This is a genomic window from Methylosoma difficile, from assembly GCF_054657615.1.
The window spans coordinates 384,384-408,784 of record NZ_BAAHYJ010000003.1 but is presented as its reverse complement, the minus strand read 5'-3'; the positions used below and the strand labels follow the sequence as shown (position 1 = coordinate 408,784).

General features: G+C 48.5%; 18 protein-coding genes. 10 read left to right on the top strand and 8 right to left on the bottom strand.

Going from position 1 to position 24,401, the window contains the following annotated elements; translation table 11 throughout:
* Positions 1-119 precede the first annotated feature (119 nt).
* The 3 genes from ACYQ1O_RS11380 to ACYQ1O_RS11370 are packed head-to-tail and all read left to right on the top strand — an operon-like array spanning position 120 to position 3,961.
* A complete protein-coding gene (locus tag ACYQ1O_RS11380; RefSeq protein ID WP_459991805.1) occupies positions 120-1,025 on the top strand; it encodes an AAA family ATPase in 906 nt (301 codons plus the stop codon).
* The gene (locus ACYQ1O_RS11375; RefSeq protein ID WP_459991804.1) at positions 1,022-1,999 is read left to right on the top strand and encodes a DUF58 domain-containing protein; all 978 of its coding nucleotides are present in this window, start codon (positions 1,022-1,024) and stop codon (positions 1,997-1,999) included. The genes ACYQ1O_RS11380 and ACYQ1O_RS11375 overlap by 4 nt, the downstream gene beginning before the upstream one ends.
* 3 nt (positions 2,000-2,002) lie before the next feature.
* Positions 2,003-3,961, top strand: coding sequence for a transglutaminase TgpA family protein (locus tag ACYQ1O_RS11370; RefSeq protein ID WP_459991803.1), 1,959 nt, complete (start codon positions 2,003-2,005; stop codon positions 3,959-3,961).
* A gap of 34 nt (positions 3,962-3,995) precedes the next feature.
* Here ACYQ1O_RS11370 and ACYQ1O_RS11365 read toward each other — a convergent pair whose 3' ends face one another.
* Positions 3,996-5,270 (bottom strand): diguanylate cyclase domain-containing protein, encoded by a 1,275-nt coding sequence (locus ACYQ1O_RS11365; RefSeq protein WP_459991802.1) that lies wholly within the window; start codon positions 5,268-5,270, stop codon positions 3,996-3,998.
* A gap of 281 nt (positions 5,271-5,551) precedes the next feature.
* Here ACYQ1O_RS11365 and ACYQ1O_RS11360 point away from each other — a divergent pair, with 281 nt between their 5' ends.
* From ACYQ1O_RS11360 to ACYQ1O_RS11350, 3 genes are read left to right on the top strand one after another with little or no spacing between them, the layout of a single operon-like run.
* A complete protein-coding gene (locus ACYQ1O_RS11360; protein ID WP_459991801.1) occupies positions 5,552-6,754 on the top strand; it encodes a DUF4331 family protein in 1,203 nt (400 codons plus the stop codon).
* The gene (locus ACYQ1O_RS11355; protein ID WP_459991800.1) at positions 6,735-7,979 is read left to right on the top strand and encodes a tetratricopeptide repeat protein; all 1,245 of its coding nucleotides are present in this window, start codon (positions 6,735-6,737) and stop codon (positions 7,977-7,979) included. Before ACYQ1O_RS11360 ends, ACYQ1O_RS11355 begins: the two co-directional genes overlap by 20 nt.
* A complete protein-coding gene (locus ACYQ1O_RS11350; RefSeq protein WP_459991799.1) occupies positions 7,976-9,058 on the top strand; it encodes a HupE/UreJ family protein in 1,083 nt (360 codons plus the stop codon). The genes ACYQ1O_RS11355 and ACYQ1O_RS11350 overlap by 4 nt, the downstream gene beginning before the upstream one ends.
* Before the next feature lie 131 nt (positions 9,059-9,189).
* On the opposite strand, the gene ACYQ1O_RS11345 is transcribed toward ACYQ1O_RS11350, so the two are convergent.
* Positions 9,190-9,954 (bottom strand): polymorphic toxin-type HINT domain-containing protein, encoded by a 765-nt coding sequence (locus ACYQ1O_RS11345; protein ID WP_459991798.1) that lies wholly within the window; start codon positions 9,952-9,954, stop codon positions 9,190-9,192.
* Between the two features lie 517 nt (positions 9,955-10,471).
* On the opposite strand from ACYQ1O_RS11345, the gene ACYQ1O_RS11340 reads away from it, so the two are divergent.
* The 3 genes from ACYQ1O_RS11340 (at position 10,472) to ACYQ1O_RS11330 (ending at position 14,363) form a co-directional block, all read left to right on the top strand.
* Positions 10,472-11,083, top strand: a complete 612-nt coding sequence (locus ACYQ1O_RS11340) for an RNA polymerase sigma factor (RefSeq protein WP_459991797.1) — start codon at positions 10,472-10,474, stop codon at positions 11,081-11,083.
* Between the two features lie 4 nt (positions 11,084-11,087).
* Positions 11,088-11,933 carry a cupin domain-containing protein gene (locus ACYQ1O_RS11335; protein ID WP_459991796.1) on the top strand — a complete coding sequence of 282 codons (846 nt, stop codon included), beginning with the start codon at positions 11,088-11,090 and terminating at the stop codon, positions 11,931-11,933.
* A 333-nt stretch (positions 11,934-12,266) separates the two neighbouring features.
* A complete protein-coding gene (locus tag ACYQ1O_RS11330) occupies positions 12,267-14,363 on the top strand; it encodes a TonB-dependent receptor (RefSeq protein WP_459991795.1) in 2,097 nt (698 codons plus the stop codon).
* A 291-nt stretch (positions 14,364-14,654) separates the two neighbouring features.
* Here the strand turns inward: ACYQ1O_RS11330 and ACYQ1O_RS11325 are convergent, their stop codons facing one another.
* The 5 genes from ACYQ1O_RS11325 to ACYQ1O_RS11305 form a co-directional block, all read right to left on the bottom strand.
* Complete coding sequence (locus tag ACYQ1O_RS11325; protein WP_459990739.1) at positions 14,655-15,047, bottom strand: barstar family protein; 393 nt, start codon at positions 15,045-15,047, stop codon at positions 14,655-14,657.
* Positions 15,048-15,052: 5 nt separating this feature from the next.
* Positions 15,053-19,450, bottom strand: a complete 4,398-nt coding sequence (locus tag ACYQ1O_RS11320) for an RHS repeat-associated core domain-containing protein (RefSeq protein WP_459991794.1) — start codon at positions 19,448-19,450, stop codon at positions 15,053-15,055.
* 296 nt (positions 19,451-19,746) lie between these two features.
* Complete coding sequence (locus tag ACYQ1O_RS11315; protein ID WP_459991793.1) at positions 19,747-20,889, bottom strand: alpha/beta hydrolase family protein; 1,143 nt, start codon at positions 20,887-20,889, stop codon at positions 19,747-19,749.
* A 124-nt stretch (positions 20,890-21,013) separates the two neighbouring features.
* A complete protein-coding gene (locus ACYQ1O_RS11310; protein WP_459991792.1) occupies positions 21,014-21,457 on the bottom strand; it encodes an NfeD family protein in 444 nt (147 codons plus the stop codon).
* Between the two features lie 2 nt (positions 21,458-21,459).
* Complete coding sequence (locus ACYQ1O_RS11305; protein WP_459991791.1) at positions 21,460-22,380, bottom strand: SPFH domain-containing protein; 921 nt, start codon at positions 22,378-22,380, stop codon at positions 21,460-21,462.
* A 371-nt stretch (positions 22,381-22,751) separates the two neighbouring features.
* On the opposite strand from ACYQ1O_RS11305, the gene ACYQ1O_RS11300 reads away from it, so the two are divergent.
* Positions 22,752-22,952: a hypothetical protein gene (locus ACYQ1O_RS11300; RefSeq protein WP_459991790.1), complete on the top strand. Its 201-nt coding sequence runs from the start codon at positions 22,752-22,754 to the stop codon at positions 22,950-22,952.
* Between the two features lie 80 nt (positions 22,953-23,032).
* On the opposite strand, the gene ACYQ1O_RS11295 is transcribed toward ACYQ1O_RS11300, so the two are convergent.
* A complete protein-coding gene (locus tag ACYQ1O_RS11295; protein WP_459991789.1) occupies positions 23,033-24,256 on the bottom strand; it encodes an FAD-dependent monooxygenase in 1,224 nt (407 codons plus the stop codon).
* Positions 24,257-24,401: the final 145 nt, after the last annotated feature.

The following is a 24,401-nucleotide window of genomic DNA, read 5'->3' as shown; positions in this document are numbered from 1 at the left end:
CAACAGCCTTTCGAATGGCTGCCAGCCAACTGGGCATTGGCTGCTTTGTAAAAATCAATATCAACCAAGAACTTGTTCTATACTAAAAACAACCATTGTTCTCTCCCGCCATCCCGCATATGCAAAACACCATAGACCAGCTGCTGCTCGCCGCCAACCAGATCATTTTAGGCAAACAAGATAAAATCCACCTTGCAGTTTGCTGTCTGCTCGCCAAAGGCCATTTATTAATTGAAGATATTCCGGGGGTTGGCAAAACCACGTTGGCGCATACGCTGGCAAAGCTATTTGGCCTTCACTACCAACGCATCCAATTTACCAGCGACATTTTGCCCGCCGACATTCTGGGCGCATCGGTGTATGACGCCAATAACCATGAGTTCAAATTCCACCCAGGGCCGGTGTTTAACCAAATGGTCTTGGCGGATGAAATTAACCGCGCCACACCCAAGGCACAAAGTGCATTGCTGGAAGCCATGGAAGAACACCAAGTCACCATCGAAGGCAAAACCTACACCTTACCCAGCCCATTTTTTGTCATTGCCACACAAAACCCTTCCCATCAAATTGGCACGTTCCCATTGCCCGAATCGCAACTGGACCGCTTTTTAATGCGGATTGAACTAGGCTATCCTGACCCTAAAGCCGAACGCGCCCTGCTTAACGGTGAAACCCGCCAAAGCCTGATCGAAGCGCAAAGCGTGCAACTGCCGCCTGAACAGCTCTTGCCAATTCAGCAAGCCATAACCCAAGTCCATGCCTCACCTGCCCTGCTCGACTATTGCCAAGCGGTCATTAACTTTACCCGCGAATCACCCGACTATCCTTGCGGCCTGTCCCCACGCGGCGGCTTGGCATTGCTCAGAGCCGCCAAGGCGTGGGCTTTTATGGACAAGCGCGATGCCGTCATCCCTGAAGACATCCAAGCCGTTTTGGCAGCTGTCGCCGGCCACCGTCTCCGTGCTGGCAGCAGTCATTCCGAAACCATCGTTGCGCCCATTTTAGAAAAGGTGCCCGTCCATTGAGCGTTGACCCCAACAAAAATTTACCACCGTCCAGCCTAAAAGAACGCCTGCAAACGCACCGTTTTTTTCGTGGCGAACTGGCAAGTGATGCGCCTTACCGCCTTAACCAGCGGCGAATCTACATTTTGCCGACACAACGCGGCATCAATTTTGTATTGATGACCTTGTTATTGTTGTTGATCGCCTTTGTTTACAACAACAATCTGGCCTATATGCTAGCTTTTTTACTGGCAAGCATCTTCTTCATTGCCATTTTGCACACCTTCCGTACCCTAGCCGGCTTAACCGTGCAAACCACCCGCAACCCGCCAGTTTTTCTGGGCGAGTCGGCAGGCTTTGGCATTCTGTTGGATAACCCAAGCACTTTACCGCGCGTTTCGGTAAAAATCGGCTTTGATAAAGCCACACCGATCAACATCAACCTCAACGCCCGCAGCCATGTTGACTTGCTGCTGACCACGCCCAGCCAGCAACGCGGTTGGCAAACGGCAGGCAAAATCGTCGTTTCCAGCAGCTACCCTTTTGGTTTTTTCCGCGCGTGGTCGCCCATACGGTTCGAACAAAAAGTTCTGGTTTATCCCAAACCGGCAGCCTTTGCCAGTGCTTTCCCAGAAACCGCCAGCAGCGAATTAGGGCAAGGCGGTATCAGCAAAAATGCACCCGAAGACTTTTACGGCTTAAAAGAATACCAAGCCGGCGATGCGATCAAGCATATCCATTGGAAAGCTTTTGCCAAAGGCTTAGGCTTGTACAGCAAACAATATGGCGGACAAAGTAACGCAGAAATTTGCTTGGATTACGAACAAGCCTTAGGCCATTCACTGGAAGAACGCCTCAGCTGCCTATGCCGATGGGTGATAGAAGCCGAACAAGCCGGCATTCCCTACAGTTTCCGTTTACCAGGCTTACGTTTGGATGCTGCTTTAGGCGCGTCACATTACCGCCAATGTCTGGAAGCCTTAGCATTGTTTTAGCTTATGAAAACTCAATTTAACAAAAGCGTGATGATGTTTTTACTGGCCTCAATTGGCTTGATTGTGTTGCCGCATATCAACCATATACCTGCCAACTTGTTTGCTTTTTTTATCGTGTTATGGGGTTGGCGGTTTATTGGTATCTGGCGGCCCCAGTTTTTACCCAATAACCTGCTGTTGATGCTGATTGCCGTGGTTGGCATTGCCTTGTTTTATAACGAACATCAAGGCCTGTTCGGACGTGATGCCGGTACACGGCTGTTTTTGGTAGGCTTAAGCTTAAAGCTGATGGAAATCAAATCCGAACGCGATTTGTACCTGATTGTCTATTTGGCTTTTATTGTCGCATCGTCGCAATTTTTGTACGAACAAAGCCTGTTAATGGCAGGTTATATTTTGTTTGTCTGTTGTGTATTGCTGGCAACCTTAATCTGCCTCAATACCGACAAACCCGAAACGCAAGCCGCCTTAAAAACAGCCGGTACGATTTTGCTGCAAGCCTTACCACTTGCCATCGCCTTGTTTATCTTATTCCCCCGCCTTCAAGCACCTCGCTGGATGCTGCTTAACGACACCCATCAGGCCAGAACTGGCCTAAGTGACACCATGGAACCCGGTTCCATCACCGATTTGGGCATGTCTGACGAACTGGTGTTCCGCGCCAAATTTACCGGAGCCATCCCGCCCAACCAGCAACTGTATTGGCGCGGCCCTGTCTTTGCTTACACCGACGGCAAGCGTTGGGCACAAGTCAGCAATCTGCATTACGCGCGCTTTATGGACAAAATAAAAGTCTCCGGCACGCCTTACCAATACACCTTACTGATGGAACCGCAAAATAAAAACTGGGTGTTCGCACTGGACATGCCGGTCGAATATTACGGCGCGCTCAGCCAAAACGTTAACTACCAGCTGATTACTTCCGAAAATCCTGACAAACGCGCCGAATATAAAATATTTTCTTATCCGAACTACAACACCGGCTACATCACCCGCACCGAACATAAAGATGCCACGCAACTGCCAAGCGAGCCTTCAGCAAAAATCAAACAATTGGTCTCTCAGCTGCATGGCTTTGATAGTCCACCGGAAAATTTCATCAACCAATTGCTCAACCATTTCCGAAAAGAAGATTTCCATTACACCTTAACGCCTCCGGCAATGGAAAATAATCCGATCGAAACATTTTTGTTTGAACACCGCTACGGTTTTTGCAGCCACTACGCATCGGCTTTTGTATATTTGCTGCGCGTTTCCAAGATTCCGGCTCGGGTTGTTACCGGTTTTCAGGGCGGGGAGTTCAACAAAGTAGGCGGGTTTTTAGAAGTCCGCCAAGCCAACGCCCATGCTTGGGCGGAAGTCTGGCTGGAAAACAAGGGCTGGGTACGCTTTGATCCGACCGCCGCCATCGCACCAGAAAGGATAGAACGCAATATCAACCTTAACCAATTGGAAATAGGCGGGCTTATCAGTTATTTGCCGAATACTGACAGCTCGGCGGGCATTTACAGCTGGATGAGAAAAACACGGCAACTCTGGAGCAATGTCGATTACAACTGGCAACGTTGGGTCATTAACTACAGCACCGACAGCCAAGCCAAATTCCTCTCGTCTTTGGGTGTGGGTGACTTAAAAGCGATGTTGTATTGGCTGGGCAGCATTATTTCCGCCATTACTTTCTTGTTATGTTGGCTATTGCTGTACCAAAAAAAGGCACGTATTGATCCGGTTTTACAAAACTACCAGCGTTTTTGCCGAAAACTTGGCAACAGCGGCGTAAGCAAGCACCCCAGCGAAGGGGAAAAAACCTTTGCCTTGCGCGCCGCCGCACACCTACCCGAACACGCTGAAACGATCCTGCAGATTACCGACACTTTCATCAGGCTTCGTTATGGACGTAACCCAAGTACCGTCGAACTTAAAGACTTTTATCGCCAAGTCGCTGTGTTTAAAAACAAATAGCCGTTCCGGCTGCGCTAAGCATCAACTCAGACCACTAACTAAAAAAGGCAAAACCACCCAGTGCTTTCGCCTGATACATGGCCTTATCCGCACAAGAGACCAAGCTATCTGAGGTTTGCCCATCGCGCGGATAGAGGCTAATGCCAATACTGCAAGAAATATGCACTTCATACCCTTCAATAGGGAAAACCTGCTTCAAGCTATTGATGATTTTTGTACAAACCACCGCCACATCCTCCTCATCAGTCACACCACCCAGCACAATCACAAACTCGTCACCACCGATACGCGCCACCATATCATCCATTCGCACGCAATCTTGTAATCGCTCTGCGACCGCCACCAACAAAGCATCACCCATGCGATGCCCAAAAGTATCATTGACGGGCTTGAATTTGTTCAGATCGATAAACAAACAAGCCAGCAGGTTTGGACTGCGTTCAGCCTGCGAAATAATCCGGTTAAGATGATCTTCAAGCAGCAAGCGGCTGGGCAATCGTGTCAAATGGTCGTAATAGGCAATACGCTGTAACTGCTCGTTAGCCAATTGCAAGGAGGCCGCCAATTGCGCGTTTTTGGCGGCGAAATGCTCATCCAAAGCCGATGTCGCCAACATAATGACCAACACCAAAAAAGTGACCAAAGCCACGATGGCAGCTAGGGCAAACTGGTCAAGGCTTGTCGAATAACCGGCCACGCTGACGCTATGCGCAGCAAAATGAGCCGCCGCCATACCGGTGTAATGCATGCCAGCAATCGCACAGCCCAGCAGTAAAGCACTGCAAAGCTTCGTCACTACAACAACGCTGGAGCGTTGGTTTTGTAACAAGGTAACGGTACGCAACGCCACAAACGCGGCAAAAACAGCAATGCCAATTGAGAGTGCAACCAGTGGCAGGTCATAAACAATCGACGGCGACATCCGCATTGCCATCATGCCGGTATAATGCATCGCCGCAATGCCTAAACCGACAAACAGCGCACCGGCAGCCGTCGACGTTTTACTGAGTTCGGAAGATCGCATCAGCCACAAAGCCATTGCCGAGATTGCCACCGCTATCGCCAAAGATAAAAGTGTTATAACAGGGTCGTAACCTATTGAAATCGGCAGATGAAAAGCCAACATGCCGACAAAATGCATGGACCAAACCCCACCGCCCATCGCCAACGCACTACCCAGCATCCAAATCCAAAACGACTTCCGTGTCGACTGGTGCATATGCGACATTAAATCAAGCGCGGTATACGAAGCCACACAGGCGATCATGATTGACAGCATCACCAAGTTAAAATCGTACATGCCATCCATACTTTCAATCCTTTAAGGTGTTGTTAACAAAAATGTCAGCTTTACAACGCCCAAGCCTGACAGAAGCCATTCTATCTTGAACATCTCAGTTTTATGCACAGATATTGCGCCGGTTTGCCATCACAAAGCTTACCGCCGCCCGGCTTGTTCAAAATGCTGGAGAGCCTTCCCAAAAATTTTCATTTTATTGCATCCATTTTTAAGCGCAGGACGTATTAGTGAGTGATAGGAAAACTTATTTTCTACACCCCCAAAGCCTCGCCCCATTTTAGGAGAATATTATGAAATTAAACCACCCGCTTTCAGCACTGACGATGGCAATGGCGTTATCGCTGTCTACCCCCCTGTTTGCAGCCGACCACGCAGAAGCGCCTTTGGTTGAATCGGACGCCGCCAGCGACATCGCCGATGTTTATGCTTTTTTGGATCCAAATGACAACAGCAAGGCTATTTTGGCCTTCGATGTCCACGGTTTCATCGTACCCGGCGAAAACGGCAATTTAGGCGGCTTCGATCCTAGCGTCCGCTACCAATTCAATATTGAAAATACCGGCGATGCCAACCCTGACAAATTAATAACCATTATTTTCAATGAACAAACATCGCGCAGCAACCCGCAAAGTGCCCGTGTCCGTATCCTCGGTAAAGATGGTACTGACAAAATATTTAATGCCCCCACCACCGTCTCTTCAGCAACTGCCGAGAAAGCGCCCACGCCTTCGCTAAAAAAAGATGCCGCAACGGGAATCACTTTTTTTGCCGGTTTGGTTGATGATCCGTTCTTTTTCGATATTCCAGGGTTTAACCGCTTTGTCAGTACCGTACTAAGCGGCAGTCCTGATGTCAGCCAGCTCAATCGCGGACGCGATACATTTGCCGGTTATAACTCGCAAATGATCGTGCTCAGCGTACCGGTCAGCTTATTGAAAGGCTCTGCCGGTGACGTGATTGGCGTTAGTGCAACCACCTTACGTAACGCCCAAACGATTCGCTCGAAAACCGATGACCCTATCAACTCAGGGGTGTCTTATCCCATCGACCGCATGGGCGTACCCACCATCAACACCGTGTTGATCCCATTCCCACGCAAAAATGAATACAACCGAGCCAGCACCGCTGATGATGCCGCTGGCAAATTTGCAGGCGATATTGTCAGCACATTAACAGCGTTGGGTACGGATGCCGCGCATATCGGCATTCTGGCGGATGTGGCAGTTACCAAAGGCGATATGTTGCGTTTGAACACCGCCGTTGCCAACACAGGTAAACAAGGTGGTAATAATGCGGGCGCGGGTTTCCCGAATGGTCGCCGTCCGGTGGATGATGTCATCGACACGGTGTTGTTTTTGGTCACTAACGAAGGCTTAACCACTGGCGACAACGTCAATGCCAACGATAAAGTATTCCGCAACAGTTTCCCGTTTTTCGCCGCTTCCCACCAACCGCTGCCAACAGGTACGCTAGATGACAACACGCGCAATTAACCGCGCGTCCATTGCCATACTGGCTTTGGCTTTAGCTGCGTCGCCGCTGGTCGGCGGCGCGGCTGATGCCACCCGCGCATTCCTGGAAGCCCGTATCAAGCAAGACCCGCTGGATTTTACCGCGCAAAACCGCCTGTCCGCCGTGTACATTGGGCAACTGCGCGAGACTGGCGATTTGGCGTATTTGGACTTGGCGGCACAAGCTGCCAAAGCCTCACTAGCTGCCGTACCCGCACCGCCGAATGTCGGCGGTTTGGCGGCCTTGGCAATCACCGAATTTGAAAACCATCATTTCAATGAAGCTTTGCAATTGTCATCACAAGCTTACCAATTAGACCCGCGCAATCTGTCGGCTTTAGCGACCAGCGGCGACGCGCAATTGGAGTTGGGCAATATTGATGAAGCCCGCCAACTTTACGAAAAATTGGCGGCAGAACAACCGGGAAGTCCAAAACACAGGAGTCCAAAACCTGTTTTGGACGCCAGCTTACCCGTACTCGCCAGACTCGCCCGTTTGGCGGAATTACACGGTGATTTGCCGCAAGCGAAACAGTTATTGGAACGCGGCGGCAACGATGTTTGGTTCAAAATTCGCTTAGGCGAATTAGCTTTCCACGCAGGCGATTTCAAAACCGCCGACCAATACTATCAAACCGCGTTAAGCCTAAAACCCCAGCATTTTGTCGCCTTAGAACATCTTGCCGAACTAGCTGCCGCGCAAGGCCAATACGACGAAGCCATCAAACGCTACCAACAAGTCATCGCACAAACGCCCCGCGCAGAATTTTTCCAAGCCTTGGGCGATGTTTACGCGCTTATGGGCAAGCCCGAATTAGCCAAATCCTGGCATGAGAAAGCCTTGGCGGTTTATCAGCAATCGGTTGCTGCGGGCAATGCCCATTATCTGCACCATCTGGCGGGGTTTTATAGCGATTCGCAAGAAAACGCCGAGCAAGCAGTACGCTGGGCGCGGCAAGATTTGACCATCCGCCACAGCATTTACGCCTACGATGCTTTGGCGTGGGCCTTGTACAAACACGGCGATTTTGCCGAAGCCCGCGACACCATCGCCAAGGCCTTGATATTAAAAACCCGCGACGCGCATTTGTTGTACCACGCGGGTTTGATTTATTCACGGGCGGGCGATTTGCAGCAAGGTCGCCAATTCCTGCAACAAACGGTGGCGATCAACCCATCGTATAACGCCTTTCATGCCCATCGATGAAGCTACTTTTCTTGTTATTTTGGCTGCCCATACTGGCGTTTGCCCATCCCATTTCCCAAGGCGCGTTGACGATAGACCTTGCGCCGGACAAGCTCATCATCCATGCCCGCGTCTCCACGGAAGAAGTGTTGGTGACGGATGCCTTTGGCAACAACAACGCCGCATCGTTGGCGGAAGCGTGGCAATCGCACGGGCAATATTTCCTAAGCCATGTGAAAATCCAAGCCGATCAACAAGCGTTGACCGGACAAGTGCTGAAGGTCAGCGAATCCGGTGTTAACCATATTTTGTACGATCTGGAATACGCCTTGCCCAAGCCCGCCAAACAACTCAGCATCAGCCAAAATCTGTTGAATGAATTCCTGTACGCCCCAGGCAATCCGTGGGAAGCCAGTTTTGTAGTCAGCGTGCAGGAAAACGACAAAACCCAGCATCAAGGTTTGTTGCTGACTGCCAAACAACCGCTCGCCATTGCCTTAAATGGCGACAGCACCAATGATAATCGCCGCCTGTTCGTCGATTACCTGCACCACGGCCTGATGCACATCCTCACAGGTTACGACCATTTACTGTTTGTGATCGCCTTGGTGTTGGCGACCGCGACGCTGTGGGATTTGGTCAAAGTCATCAGCGTATTCACCTTGGCGCACACGCTGACCTTGACCTTATCCGTGCTGGACATCTTGCGCTTGCCGTCATCCGTCGTTGAACCGATGATTGCTGGCAGCATTGTTTTGGTGGCGTTGGTCAACGTTTTTTGGCCTCAGCAAAGTCGTGGCGCGTTGCGTTTGTTGACGGTGTTCTTTTTCGGCCTGTTTCACGGCTTGGGTTTTGCGGGTGGCTTATTGGAAGCGATGGCAGGATTACCCACCGAAACCATCGGCTTGGCGATTGTGGCTTTTAGTCTTGGCGTGGAATTCGGGCATCAAATCGTGGTGCTACCCGTGTTTTTTGCTTTACGGCAACTGGCGCGGTTTAAGTCTGCTGATAAAGCGCATGATTATCGGCTAGCAGTTACGCGGATCGGTTCGTTAGTGATTTCTGTAGCGGGTATGGTGTATTTTTGGGCGGCGTTGTAGTGGTTTAGGGGTGGAGTCCAAAACATGTTTTGGACTCCAAATTGACCATCGTTCCTACGCTCCAGCGTTACTGCCATTAAGTTAAGCTTGTAGGTTGGCATAAGGAACAAACCCCAACACATACGGTGACATCAATCGTTGGGGTTACTGATGCCACTACAACCTACGGGCTGTGTTTCAATTTCGTATTGGTTATGAACCCAGACCCCACATTTGCCAACAAAATAGGTGTGAAAGTCCTCCACCTCAAAGTTGTATACCCGCCGCTTGAGGTCTTCATTCATCTCTGCCGCACTACGGTTGATCGTGTCTTCGTCCGGTTGAGTGACCTTGACCTCCCCATTGCGCAAGTCAACGGTTGGCCCGTAGTCTTGCATGTCAACATTGTCGGTATTGCGTCTGCCTCCGGACCAGCCCACATCCGGCGTATCGGTGGCAAAGATTTGTGAAACTCGAAAAACCCAGGCTTCGTCAGCGGTGGTCGTGTCCGCGTCAATTATTACTAAACTATCACCTCCCCTCAGATTGTATACAGGGGTCCATCCCTGACGGTCAACCCAGACAGGGTGGTTGCCCGTCACCACCAGGGCATGGGTTCTCATTTCGTTACCAATGACGTATTCCACCAGCCAAACTTCCTGATCCTCCCGCACAAAGGTTTTGGTCACCCGTTTGTATTCCGGCTCGCCTTCGCCGCTGTCCGGTTTGGAAAGCACCCAGTCACCCACTTGGATTTGCTCGATGGGTTTCAGGCCCTCTTGGGTGTGAACTAAAGTGCCTGCGACAAAACAGTGGCTTTCACGTTCGGCTGAGGCGATTTTGCTCGGCAAAACCATCATAAAATCATTTTTGAGGTTGGCTGATTGGAGGGATTGTTTTCTTTCAAAGGTTGGCATTTGTGTTCACCAAAGTGTTGGTCGGGTAATTTTAGATACTTGCATATAGTGAGTAGCGTAGGGTATGCATTGCATACCTTTTATTGTGTTTCCGTTACACAAACCCTTAAAAAGGTACGAATTGCGTACCCTACCAGATTAATTGTTGCGATCACCAGAGGCATCTTAAAAATAAGTTTAGATGAACCCTATTTGACTGGAAGCCTCGTTATTTTTTAAGCAAGCAGCCGAGACCGAACGGTAACCCGTTGATTCCGTTCGTAAGGATATTATTGAAGCATGAATGGAATCAATGAGTTCAGTGATTTCTGTCGCGGGTATGGTGTATTTTTGGGTTGCGTTATAGCAGTTTAGATACCGGAGTCCAAAACATGTTTTGGACTCCATATTTTTTTCCCCACTCTGCATCCAATTTTAAAACCCATACGTATAGTCAATAAGCAGCACACAAACAATCACCCCTCAACCCCACAACCGATGATGATTCAATGAAAGCCCAACAACTCTGTTTAAGCTCATGAAGCCATCACCCGAACCTGTCATGCTGATGGATACCACGCTACTGAATGAGGACGAGCGCCAGTTACAATCGCTGGTAGCCCGTATCGTCGACCAAGACCAACAAGCGTTTGCCGAGTTGTACAAACAACTGCTCGAGCGGGTTTATGGCTTGGTGTTGCGGATTACCCGCCACAGACAACTTGCCGAAGAAGTCACTGAAGATGCTTTTTGGCAGGTTTGGCGACAAGCACCGCGATTTGATCCCGAACGCGGTTGCGTGCTGGTCTGGGTGCAAACCATTGCCCGCAGCCGCGCGTTGGATGCGATTCGCCGTCATGAACTCGACACCACCGAATTGGATGAGGTCGATGAATTAGCCGATTTATCAGAAGCCACGCCGCAGGATTTGTTATCGGCTTTTGAACAAAATAGCCAACTCCACGAAGCCCTGGCGCAATTGGAGCCGTTATCACGGCAATTAGTGGCCTTGGCATTCTTCCGTGGTTTAAGCCACGATGAAATCGCCAGCTTTATGCAATTGCCCTTAGGCAGTGTCAAGTCAACCATCCGCCGTACCTTAATCAAGCTTAAGGCCACGCTTGCCGATACCGCAGACTATGGAATTTAAAAAAATGGAAAGCAAACCTAAACGCCCAGATCCATCAGCAGACCGCAATACCGACCAAGACCACTTGGACAGGTTATTGAGCGCACACATCAAACCCTTAGGCTTACCGACGGACAGCTTGCAAACCCTCAGCGACCGCCTGCAATCGCGGATTGCCTTAAGCGCCGCCGAACACCAGCGGCTCTTGACCGTCAGGGCCAAGCAAGGCGTGTGGCGCACGTTAAAACAAGGTGTCCGCTATAAAACCTTGTGGGAAGGCAAACAAGGCAATTCGGTGCTGGTTGAATTTGCCCCCGGCGCGAGCCTGCCGCCACACCGCCATAATTGGCTGGAAGAGGGCATTGTGCTAGCGGGCGGGCTGCAAACCGAGTCGATGGAATTGGGCGTGTTTGATTATCAAGCCTCGCCAGCGGGTAGCCGTCATGGCGCTATCGCTTCGCGGCAAGGTGCGTTGGCGTATTTGCGCGGCACGTCCTTAGGCAAATCGGGTTATATCGGTAAAGAATTGTTGGGTGGATTGCTGCCATTTAGCAGCGCCAAAGGCCATACCGTATTCGCCTCGCCTTATAACGAATGGCAACCCTTGGCAACGGGCGTGTCGATAAAAATGCTGCACGACGATGGCGTTACCTCGTCCAGCCTGATCCGTTTGGACGCAGGCGCAGAAGTTGACAGCCACGCCCATAGCCAAGATGAGGAATGTATGATGCTGGCAGGGGAGTTGTTCTTAGGTGACATGTTGCTGATGGAAGGCGATTACCAATTGGCACCCGCTGGAACTGAACACGGCAAAATTTATAGCGATGTCGGCGCGTTGTTGTTTCGGCGTGGTTCAACGGATTATTGTTGATGTTACGCAGTAACTTGTTTTCCTCCCGTTTACCGCGCCGAGCACCGCAGGTTTTGTCGGGAATAGCCGGAAAGGGAGCGGCATGGAGGCCGCTCGTCGGTAGAGGGGCAGGAAGCCCCTTCTACCGACCCCCGACAAAACCGAGAAGCGCAAGGATGAAGCGGTAAAGGGCCGCCTTTTCTTTGGCTACTTTCTTTTGGCGGCGCAAAAGAAAGTAGCTCGCCGTCGGGTGCGAAAACCCGATTTAAAAAACATCGCGATAGCGATTCATCATTGGTATTTTTAAGCCATAAAAAATATCTTCCTAATATAGATGATATAAACCAATGCCTTATGCCCAAACCCAACCCACGCCTAAAACTCGCCTTGGTGATGGCAAGCACATTCGCTTGCCAAGCCCATGCTGATGAAATCACCTATACCAACAACATCATCGTGTTGCCGGAGGTTGAAGTCACCGAACGCGCCGATTCCCAAATCGGCCTTGCTGACAGCGCTTCGCAAGGCAATGTCGGTCAAGCGCAATTAAAATACCGCCCCATCAGCCGCCCGGGCGAAATATTGGAAACCGTTCCTGGCCTGATCGCCTCGCAACACAGCGGCGAAGGCAAAGCCAACCAATATTATTTGCGCGGTTTCAATCTCGACCACGGCACCGATTTTCTCACCCAAATCGACGGCGTACCCGTGAACATGACCTCGCACGCACACGGACAAGGTTGGACGGACACCAATTTCCTCATTCCTGAACTGATAAAAACCCTCAGCTATAAAAAAGGCAATTACGATGCCGCTGCGGGGGATTTTTCCAGCACGGGTTCTGCCAACATCCAATATTTCAACGAACTGCCGGAACACAGCATCAAGTTTACGGGCGGCAGTTTTGATTATTATCGCGGCTTGGTTACAGGCTCGCAGTCCGCAGGTGCAGGCCAGTTGTTGTATGCCGCCGAAACCGTGCATAACGATGGCCCGTGGACGGTCGGCAACGATTACCAGAAATTTAACGGCGTGTTGCGCTACAGCAAGGAACGCGGCGATACGCGCTGGAATATCACCGCGATGGCTTATCAGGCCGATTGGAAATCCACCGACCAAATCCCGCAACGCGCGGTCAATTCCGGTTTATTAAACCGCTTCGCCAGCATCGACCCGACCGATGGCGGCGCAAGCCAACGTTACAGCTTAACGGGTGACTGGCAACGGCAAACGGCAACAGGCATCAGCAAATTCATGGCTTACGGAATTTACAGCCAATTGCGGCTGTTTTCCAACTTTACCTATTTCTTGAATGATCCGGTACGCGGCGACCAATTCGCGCAACCCGATGACCGCTGGGTATCCGGCTTTAAAGCCAGCCACGGTTTTTATCATCAGATTGGCAAAGCCGAATCGGAAACCACTCTGGGCTTGCAAGTACGCAACGACAACATCCACAACAGCCTGCAACTCACGCAAGCGCAGCAAATTTACGCAACTGTCCGCGACGACCAGCTTTGGGTAACCAGCATCAGCCCGTATCTGGAAAACCATACCGAATGGACAGACTGGTTACGCAGCACCGTTGGCCTGCGTTTCGACGGTTTTCGTTTTAATGTCGCCGACAGCAACCGCGCCGAAAATAACGGCGACCGCTTAGACGGCTTAATCAGCCCCAAAGCCGGATTGGTGTTTGGCCCGTGGGCGGCGACCGAATTTTATCTGAACGGCGGCTTAGGCTTTCACAGCAATGATGCCCGTGGCGTGAACACGCGGGTTGATCCGGCGACTGGCTTGCCCACCGATGCCGATGGCAATGCCGTTAAACGCGCTGATCCTTTGGCGAGAACTTACGGTGCGGAAGTCGGTGTGCGGACTGCGTGGGTAGACAAGCTGGAAAGCACCTTGTCATTGTGGTGGTTGGATATTGATTCTGAGCTGCTGTTTGTCGGCGATGCGGGCAGCACCGAAGCCAGCCGCCCCAGCCGCCGTTATGGTGTGGAATGGGCGAATTATTATTCGCCTACGCAATGGCTGACTTTCGATGCCGACCTGAGCTATTGCAAAGCGCGTTTTCGTGGTGATGATCCGGCAGGCAATTTTATCCCTGGCTCGATAGAAACCGTAGTCGCCGCAGGCGCGACCGTCCACGATATATACGGCGGTTTTTTCGGCAGCACCCGCCTACGTTATTTTGGCCCCCGCCCGTTGATTGAAGACAATAGCGTGCGCTCAAAAGCCACGCTGTTGTTATCGGCGCTGGTCGGTTATGAATTCAACAAACACTGGACGCTACAAGCCGAAGCCTTCAATTTATTGGACAGCCAAAACAGCGCCATCGACTATTACTACCAATCGCAACTAAGCGGCGAAACCGCCCCCGTCAACGACATTCATTTTCATCCGGTTGAACCTGTGAGCTTTCGGCTGAGTTTGACTACGAAGTTTTGAAACCTGCCTGTGTTGGTATATGCCTGAGCGGCTTTGAAAGTATTCCGTTTTGGAGTAAAAAACATGTTTTTTATTCCGAGTCGAGTAGGTTGGGTTAACAGCTTTACCGTTAACCCAACACATCGAAGCCATTGATGTTGGGTTGCAAAAAACATGCAACCCAACCTACGATACTTGGTCAATCGCCGCCAAAGGGATGTCGCCCATCCAGATGCTTAATACAATGGTGTTAGCCGCCACATGGGATTTCAAATTCGGCGCAATGCCCGTTGGTTATTGCGCCTTACGGTCTTACATCACAAACACTAAATGGAATGGTATTCGGTTTTCCGTCCAATACTCAGCTGCCGCTAACCAGCTAGTCACGAAACGCCCCAGCACATATGAACTTTGAGACCAGCCTTTAGCACCATTTCGCAGAACCAACAAATAACCACCCGATGGCAACCACCATTCCATATCAGTCAGACAATCGTTAAGAGCATCCCAGTTATTTCCAAAATAGTCTGGAAACTTCATGGCGGTTGCAACAACAGCAAACAACTCTAGGTTTGTCCTTACATCCGCTACCGATCCCTCCATTACTTCCAATCCTAGAGAGGCCAGACCAGTCGCGTTAACTTCCTCAGGAAGAACAAAGTGAATTGAAACTGCTGACGCTTTTTTTAAATCGATCAGACGCATCGTTATTACCTCCTCTTCGGATCAATCTGAGTAAAGTTTTTATAATGATCGTCCGTGTAGTACGTCCTTCCTGTATCCGCATCTTGGACAATACGGCGAATTCCACGATTGCTAGCGCCCAGCGTATCTACTGTGTACTCGCGGTAATTTCCTTCCGGAAGTCTTCCTTCATCATTCCTAAAAATGGTTCCATCTTTCTTGTAAGGGAACGGCCCGCTCGATTCAATGCGATCAAGGGTCTTATTTATCTCTGTTAGACGATCCGCATCATTAATCGGCAGATTCCTTGTTCCCTTTGCAACATCCCAAACATCATCCGCCGCATTGAATCCCGCCTTGATCGACCCGATGCCAGGAATGCCCGGCAAAAGGCCGATTCCGTTCCCCAGCATGTCAAAGCCCTTGCCCCAGGAGGGGTCGCTGAAAAAATTGGCCACGCTTTCAGCAAAAAATCCAATATCCAGCACATCCCAAAATGTAGTCCCGGTCGGGTCAACAAAACTGACCGGGTTGCCATTGGCATACGTATACACATTAACCCCTCCCTCCAGTTTGATCAAGTCCGGTTGCAAGTAGCGGCCGGTGCGGGGCGAGAAATAACGGGTGTGGTTGTAGTGCAGGCCGGATTCGGCATCGTAATATTGACCGGGGAAACGTAAATTAAAGTTGATTTTAATTCGGTCACTATCCGGGTCTTCATTAGGGGCGACTTTACCATACGGCACCAAACTCCATTGCCAAACCGGCTTAGTTGTGTCACCAGAAGATCGGCGCAAATAACGGGGTGTATTGGTAAAATCAGTTTCAATGTAATAAATGGAAGATAATTCACCCGTACTGCTTTGATCGACTATTGCAAGTGGAATATCACCCAGCCATATATAGTTCCTCTGGCTGCCGTTTGCCGTTTGCTCGTAAATCAAATGGTTTCGGTTATCGTAAATATAACGGGTGTATCCATCGACTCCTGTTTTAAGCACCCTATGCCGCTCTGCGTCATAATCGTAGCGGGTGTCAACCCCGTTGCGGATATAGTGTTTCAATTGACGTGCGGCATCGTAAACATAACTAACATTGCCTTGTCCTATCACATAGCCAGATTTGTCATATCTGTAAGGGTCGCTAGAGCCATCCAAACCATCAGCGTTAGGGGCTGGACTTATAACCTCTTGGTCAAGTCGGTTATTATTTGAAGGATATAGTAAGTTGTCTGAATAAGATAAAACACCTTTTGTGTCAAAATTTTTAATAGTGAGAAGATTGCCGTTGAGATCATGTTCCAAATCAAAACGCCATAAATCACTGGTACGCCATTGACTTTTAAGATGATCCAAGTCGTCATATTCATAGCGGTTTGCGTTATATCCAGATACTCGATTACGGCTATCATATTTAACGGGAATTTTATAAATATTATTTTTTTGGGTATCGCGAAGTGATATAGCGATAATTCGCCCTCCAATATCCCTTTCCCGCTGATAAGTAAGATCATTACCAAACGCTAGCTTATCCAGCACATCTTTGTGCGGCTGCCAAGCGATTTCTTTAGCCAAAGTAGTCGTTGTGCCGCCTAAAATCATATCCAGTTGTAGAGGCTTGCCATCAGTACCGTAAGTGTAGCTAATTTTTAAACCACTGGGATAAGTGATTGTTTTCAGTTTTCCATTATCACCTGAACCCGCTACATAAGTGGCTTTGGTTGAAAGGGTTGGAAAACCTGTAATACTTTGGTATGAGGTACTAATATCTCCACGCCCGTTAAATCTAAACGAGTCAGTAACTACAATCTCCCCATCCTGATCGGCATTAGTACGTGACTGCTCTACCAGTTTTCCAGTATAAATTTTACTGGTAATTCCCTGAGGAGGAATATCCCAAATATTATTTATGCTTCCTCCATCAGAATAATCGATATGATCTAACCTATCTAATAGGTCAAAGTGTGAAGATGCTGAGTAATTGTCTTTGTCGACCGTATAAGTTTGGTTGCCTTGCTTATCATATTGGTTAGTGCGAACACCAAAATCTGGCGAGTTCTCTTTTATAAATAAGTCAATTTCGTTACTTGTAAGTTTATTTATTATTCCATTCGGATCTTTTACAGTATCCACCCTTCCTGCAGCATCATATCCAATATCTGTCAACAAAGTTTGATTGATGAAACTACCATCTGTTTTTAAATATGCATAGGATGTTGAACTGATCTTATCTAATAGATTATATCCAGTGAGCCGACAAAAATCTCCACTAATACAAAAATGCGTTTGCAAATTTATATCATTATACTTAAAGGTATTATCCCAATTGCCATTAGCATCTGAAACCTCAATTAAACGACCTAAGTCATCAAAACGTTGGTACTGTGTACTAATAATTTGGCCATTACGGGTAACCCTTGTTTCTAATATATTTCCTCTACTGTCTCGAAAATATTCTGTTTTATCCGTTGTATCACCGTATTTTTGCTCCAACGTTTTAACTGAACCAGCTGGATTATAAGTGTAATCCAGTGTTACACCGTCTGGCTGGGTTAGTGTTTTCAATCGCCCATCAACATAATAATCATACTTTGTTAAATCACTGCCTACCGTTACAGAAGTGGGTTGCAGCAACGCGTTATATGTTGTTTTTGTAGTACGGTTATCAATACCTCGTCGCTCTGTAATTTGACCATGCTCATTAACTGATATAACTTGTTCAACTTGTCCTAATGGATTAGTAATCGAGGATAGATCTCCATTTGGCTTGTATAAGGCTACAGTTTTTCCAGACTCTGCACGGGAACCTATTTGTACAGATCTAGTAACTATATTAGTAGCGGGGTCATAATCATATCCATAGTCAGTCTGATGACAAGTTTCCGAGACAACAGGACATTCGTTACCATTAACCAATGCTTCTGATTCTGGCCTTACAATTTCCCTGACCAATTGCCTGCGTTTATCATAAAAGCGATGCTTAACAATGCCCCCATGTGTTTCTGACCCCTTTAAAGGAAAACGTGGGTCGTAAGTGTAAACAACAGTGTCCTCCTCTTGCGTGCCGACAGCTTCAGTTCTAGTCAGAGGGAGTCCGTTCGAATCATTGGTAAATTTAGTCACCCGACCAAGAAGGTCGGTATATGTTAATAACTGGGCATTTTTTCTTGGGTCATAATAATATGTTTCGCTGCCACTTGGGCAACCATTACAACTATATGAAACAGTAGCAGGGACCGTTACACTGTCATTTATCCAATTCTTGTAATCCTCATCCCAACCCCAGTAACCATCATTTACATTAGCGTATTTTTTATATGTCGTTAAATAACGGTAATCTGACGTATCGGAATCAGAAAAACCTATAGTAAAGCTATCTTCTACTAAAATATTTCTTAATCCATTTGCATAATCTTGATATGGAGATCTCTTTGGCTGACTACGATTATAAATCAAAGGCTTCGAATTATGACCAGCAAGTGAAATATTAGAGTACCAAGTATTATTCGTTCTTGTACTACACAAAGTACTGCTAGGCAGAACATCAAATCCCCAAAACTTTGCATCCAATAATATCAGTGAGGCTTCAGAAATTTTATTTAAAATATTACTTGGTAATTTTTCTCCTGTATTCATATTGAAACATGAACCAAACTCATACTTACGAACCAACCCAGAGCCATCTGACTGAGTTGATGGGTAAGTAATAGTATTTACATCCGACCATCCCCTAACCCAGTCATATTTATACATTTGACCACTTGGATCCGTCATTGTTTTTAGGCTTAAATCATTTGCATATGTGAAACGAAGGTTTCGCCCACTAGCAACATGGGTTACTGATTCCACACGGTTATTTGCATTATATGACAGACGGTGTTCAATACCCAAACTATCAAAACGAGATAATAAACGTCCTTTATCGTCATATCCTTCACGAACCCCAGTTTTAAATTGGGTGTAAACCAAATAAAATGAAACACCATTAATTGTAATATTTCTTTCTAAAGTGTCATGCACATTTGGAAATCTTGGCCTTAAATCTGATGAATTAAATGTAGTACAAGCACCTTGAGTGCAAACTGATATGGTTCTATATTTTTCAAAAAACCGGTCAGTGTGACTAATAATACAACTTGTATAATTATTAGCCCAATCGTCTTGAACACATGGATAGTTATTGGGAGAGGAATAAAATCGTAAAAATATTAAAGGATATTGTCCTTCTCCTATATAATCAACTTCCTTTAAGGTAGCAGTATCACTTACTGGATCAGCTAAATATTCAACCTGAGGAATACGCTGATCATCACTTTGAAGCTTGTAAGGAGCTGACCCTGTAAACTCCTCATAAGGCAATGCTTTAACAATATGAAAACAGTCAAAGCCAACCAATACCAATAATACAAAAAATATTTTACGCAATCTCACACACTCCTCCAACAACACAAGAATTAATTAACCAATCAGTTAGACCAAAGATAATAATTTTTATTTAAAATAAAACTCTAGATATATTTGAACATATAAACACCTCGCTATAGCTGCCATAGATGCGAACAAGCTTAGAGGGTGGCTCACAGTGCGCCCTTCCAACATCCGAAGTTTTGTAAGATTTGAACCTAGACAAAATAAGGAAAGGTTCGGGCATCCTTAATAAAGGGTGGGTTATCTTATCGCTTTAATTTTAATTAATTATGACAACACAACATTAGCAAGCCTCAATTTTCCATATCTTGCTGCTGCAACGTAAACGGAAAACCTTCGTGGCTGGAAAAAATCTGGGCGGCGATGCGTTGGGTGGTGGGGGCTAGGATGCTGAAATGGTTGTGCTTGGCTGACTGCAAGCAGGTGATGTTGGGGTTTGTCTGATGGGTACACAGCGCACCAAAAGCTGCGGTGTTACTGGGGGCTTGTGCGCCTTCCAATAGGTATACGGGGCTGCTGATGCCATCCAACCAATAGATGGGCGAGCGCAGTTTGATTTCGTCGGCGCTGGAGTTGGCAGTCAGATCGACAGGCAATATGTCGCTGCCATAGTTGTTGATGGTATCAATTGGCCCGAAAGCGAAGACGGCCCGGAAGCGGTTGCTGTATTCGGCGACCAATAAGGCCAAAGTGCCACCGGTGCTGTGTCCGCCCAAATAGATGTGGTCGGCATCGACATAGGGTAAGGCCGACAAAAATTCTTGTGCAGCCAGCACGTCGTTCACTTCGCCATAAAAAAATTCTTTGGCACCTGGGTTGGTGTTGCCGCCCCGTAAAGACGGGAACATCATAATAATGCCTGCGTCACGGAAGGCTGAAGCCGATTGGTCGTTGTTTGGCGGGCCTGGCGTCCAAAAATAATCTAAGGTGTTGCTGTCGCCGCCGGTCAGCCAAATGATGGCGGGGTGCTTGTTACCATCTTCGGGGTCGGGCGTAATGAAGGCGGGTAACTGCAAGCCGTCGGCGCTGGGATAATCGTACTTGGCAAATAAGTGGCTTGGCGGGGTTGGTAAGGGGTGCCTTTTAGGATCTTGATAGGCCACTTGGGTGCTGAACTGGCTGCGGGCTTGTGCCAGTGTCACTATTTTTTGCGGGATAGGTTCTTCGGCGGGGTTTAAGTCGCTGGCCTTGTCGGGCAAGACCGCCTTTTGTTCCTGCACTTGGGCATAGCTGGTTTTGTCGATGCAATCAAATTGGTTGTTGATGGCATAGCCGTCGTTTAAGGCTTGTTGTCTAGCTTGCTCAGTTTTTAATGGCTGGCCTTGGCAGCTTTGTTGGTAAAGCGATGCGCCGATATTGGGCGCATCATCGTTCAACATCAGTTCCACAAATTTGAGAACCACCACGACCAATAACCCAAACACCCAGCGCATCATAGCGTTATACCTTTGTTGGCGACATTAATGGATGGGCCAAAAGCCCTGTAAATTTTAGAGCATGCGGCTGCACAAGCCGTTTGGATTTTGAAGGCTGGCTTGCGGACAAGCCAGCTGTGCAAGCTTAGCCGACTTTCTCGACGTCAAACACCGTGCCTCTGCTGGCAACCACTTTGACTTTACTGCCTAACGGGCAGTCTTCGCCGTGGACTTTCCAAAGCGTGTCATCGACCTTAATTTTGCCTTGTCCGTTTTCGATGGCTTCATAAAGATTGAAGACGCGCCCGACGTATTGCTGTCCGCGTTTGTTCAACAGCGGCTGGTCGGTTGCGCTGGAGACATTTTTAAAAAACTTTTTCCAGGCCACGATGGCGATAATCGAAAAGCTGGAAAAGATAAAAATTTGCATGTCCATGCTGAGCGCTGGTATTAACCAAAGCAGCAGACCCGTCAGCAAAGCCGATGCCGACATCCACAAAAAGAAAAAGCCCGGCACCAGCAGTTCAACCACCAGCAACGCCACCGCCAGTACCCACCAATACCAAAACACCACAACCAAGGCGTCCATGCTTACACCTTTTTGTTCATGGCTTCTTTGGCAAGTTCGGCAATGCCGCCCAATGCGCCAATCACGCTGGAAGAATCCAACGGCATGAGGATCAGTTTGCTGTTATCGGCGGCGGCAATGTCTTTCAGCGCTTCGATGTATTTTTGTGCGACAAAGTAGTTGATGGCTTGCAAATCGCCTTTGCTGATGGCTTCGGAAACCATTAAGGTGGCGCGTGCTTCGGCTTGTGCCAGACGTTCGCGGGCATCGGCGTCGCGGTAGGCGGCTTCTTTACGGCCTTCAGCATCTAAAATAGCGGCTTGTTGGGCGCCTTCAGCACGGAGGATTTCCGATTGCCGCAAGCCTTCGGCCTCTAAAATCGACGCCCGTTTCAGACGCTCGGCCTTCATTTGCCGGCCCATGGCTTCAACCAAGTCTTTTGGCGGAGCAATGTCTTTAATTTCGATACGGGTGGCTTTAATGCCCCATGGGGTGGTGGCATCGTCAACCACGGTCAGCAAACGCGCATTGATGTCATCGCGGCGCGACAGCAATTCGTCCAAATCCATCGAACCCATGACGGTACGGATGTTGGTCATCACCAAATTTAAGATCGCCCAATCCAGCTTGCTGACTTCGTAAGCGGCTTTGGCGGCATCCATCACTTGGAAAAATACCACACCATCGACTGTGACCATCGCGTTATCTTTGGTGATGACTTCTTGTGACGGCACGTCCATCACTTGTTCCATCATAATCATCTTCCTGCCGATGCGGTCGATGATGGGGATGATAATGTTCAAGCCCGGCGTGAGCGTATTGGTGTAGCGCCCAAACCGTTCAACGGTATATTCCATGCCTTGCGGCACCGACTTGACTCCCATAAACACCAGCACGACGGCAAACACGCCCAGCACCAACACAAATTCACCAAATCCACTCATAGCAACCCCCTCTGATTGAACCATCGGCACGGAATGCGCCAATTTAATGACCACAAAAAGCCTGTAAAACAGTTTTCGAACGCAAGCTTAACGATTAAACCGTTATAATCTGCACCAACCCCAGCACACAGCAAGCACAGTTGACGAAAAACAATAACATTGTAAGTTGTGCGTTGGGAAATGGGTCGGTCTGGCGCAGCCTGCATCGGCATTAGTCGGTTGCCGCCAGCAGCACAACTAAACAATAATAAAACGATTCAAATTACAGATTAACAGGTAAAGACATGACGTATCTCGCTATTAACTTAGGGATTTTGACCCTTGCATTTTTTGTACTGGGGATGATTAAACCACGCTGGCCGCTGTTTTTTATGAAAGCACCTACGCGTTTTAATATCGCCACTGGCACCACGATTTTGTTCATGATTGCCATGACTTTATTTGGTGAAGGCCACCGCCAAAATGAAGAAGCCAAAAAACTGAACAAAACCGAAGTGGAAAACCCTGCACCGGTTCCTGTACCCACACCCGAATCGGATGTACCCAAAGCCCCCGCACCTGCGGCTAAATAATTAAGTAAAAAAGTCTTTTTGCTGAGGAATGCAGCATCCGTTTTGCATTCCTCGCTTTCCCCATCGGCGATAGACAGCTGCTATTTGTTTATAATCGCCACGCCCCGCGCCAACTTAGGCAGCTTGCCTTCCAAACCCATCGCATTCCGCATCAACAAATTTTTGGCGGGCAACACCCGCTCCGCCAGCCCCAAACCTAAGTTACGCAAAAACTTGAGTGGTGCCACTTCATTGCTGAACACCTGATAGAAAACATCCATCACCGTCATCATTTTTAGGTTTTCATGGCGGCGCATCGCTTCATATTTTTTTAATACCGACAGATCGGCAATGTTTAAGTTTTTATCGGCTGCTTCCACCAAGACTTCCGCCAAAGCCGCCGCATCCAGCAAACCAATATTGACGCCCTGCCCTGCCAACGGGTTGATGGTATGCGCGGCATCACCCACCAAAACCACGCCTTGTTTGGCGTAGTGCTGCGCGTGTTGGCGACGTAATGGGAAACTGGTCACAGCCAAAATTTGCCTGATCTCGCCTAAGCAATCGGGGAAAGCGGCAAGCATTTCTTCTTTCAGCTGTTCAAAAGGCAAGCTTTTTAAGCGATTGACCTCATCCGGCGAGTGATACCAGACGATTGACCCGTAATGCCCTGGCAACGGTAAAAACGCTTGTGGGCCGCTGGGTACAAATCGCTGCCAAGTAATGTCTTGTTGCCCATAAGCGGTTTCCACATAGATAACCAAGGCGTGTTGCTGGTAATCCCAGCTGGTCACACCCAAGCCGACCGCTTGCCGGACTTTAGATTGCCCACCGTCTGCGGCAACCAACAGTTTTGCCACTAAGGTCCTGCCATCGGCCAAAACCAATTCGCTATCCGTACCGGGGTAATAATTAATCTTATTGATTTGAGTGGGGCAAATGAACTCAATATTGTCAAAAGCGGCAAAACGATCCAGCAACGCCAATTGGATCAGCCGGTTTTCGACGATATAGCCCAATTCGGGGAAATCAATGTCGTCACTGCAAAATTCGGTATCGCCCGCCGTTTCCCAGACCCGCATCCTGCGGAACGGGCATAAGCGGCGGTCAACAATGCCTTGCCACGCCCCCACGCCCTCCAGCAACGTTTTGGAGGCGATGCTCAGCGCAGAAACGCGCAAATCATGGGGCTGGTCGGCAGCGTAAGCTTCGGGTGGCATATGCTCCAACACCGCCACTTTTAAGGTGCTGTCGCCCAAGGCACAAGCCAAGGCCGCACCCACCATACCGCCACCGACAATGACGACATCAAAAAAATCTTTCATATTAATCCACTATAAAGTAATCTAAATTCAGGCAAATAGATTAAAATACCTGCACAGCCAAGGCGCATCAATGACAGAGGCCGCCAACTTGTATTACAATTGCCAAGTTTAGCTAAAATTTCCTCACACAGATTCGTAGCGACTT